The following is a 706-nucleotide window of genomic DNA, read 5'->3' on the forward strand; positions in this document are numbered from 1 at the left end:
CTGGCATGCTGCCTTCGCAATCGGGGTTCTTCGTGATATCTATGCATTTCACCGCTACACCACGAATTCCGCATGCCGCGACCGTACTCAAGCCCCACAGTTTCAACTGCAATTTTACGGTTGAGCCGCAAACTTTCACAGCTGACTTAAGGGGCCGTCTGCGCTCCCTTTAAACCCAATAAATCCGGATAACGCTCGCATCCTCCGTATTACCGCGGCTGCTGGCACGGAGTTAGCCGATGCTTATTCGCAGGGTACCTGCAATATGCCACACGTGGCACACTTTATCCCCCTGCAAAAGGAGTTTACAACCCGTAGGGCAGTCATCCTCCACGCTACTTGGCTGGTTCAGGCTCGCGCCCATTGACCAATATTCCTCACTGCTGCCTCCCGTAGGAGTTTGGGCCGTGTCTCAGTCCCAATGTGGGGGGCCTTCCTCTCAGAACCCCTATCCATCGTCGCCTTGGTGGGCCGTTACCCCGCCAACAAGCTAATGGAACGCATCCCCATCGGCGGCCGATAATTCTTTAGTCAGGCTGTCATGGAACTGCCTGACACCATCGGGGATTAATCTTTCTTTCGAAAGGCTGGACCCGAGCCGCCGGAAGGTCGGATACGCGTTACTCACCCGTGCGCCGGTCGCCATCAGGCTTAGCAAGCTAAGCCCATGCTGCCCCTCGACTTGCATGTGTTAGGCCTGTAGCTA

At 55.8% G+C, this 706-nt stretch carries 1 rRNA gene; it reads right to left on the minus strand.

Annotation, left to right across the window (positions count from 1 at the left end):
• Positions 1 to 706: ribosomal RNA gene (locus tag B5F71_RS19575) — 16S ribosomal RNA — on the minus strand; the annotation flags it as partial.

This window comes from Bacteroides sp. An269 (assembly GCF_002159755.1).
Taxonomy (GTDB): Bacteria; Bacteroidota; Bacteroidia; order Bacteroidales; family Bacteroidaceae; genus Phocaeicola; species Phocaeicola intestinalis.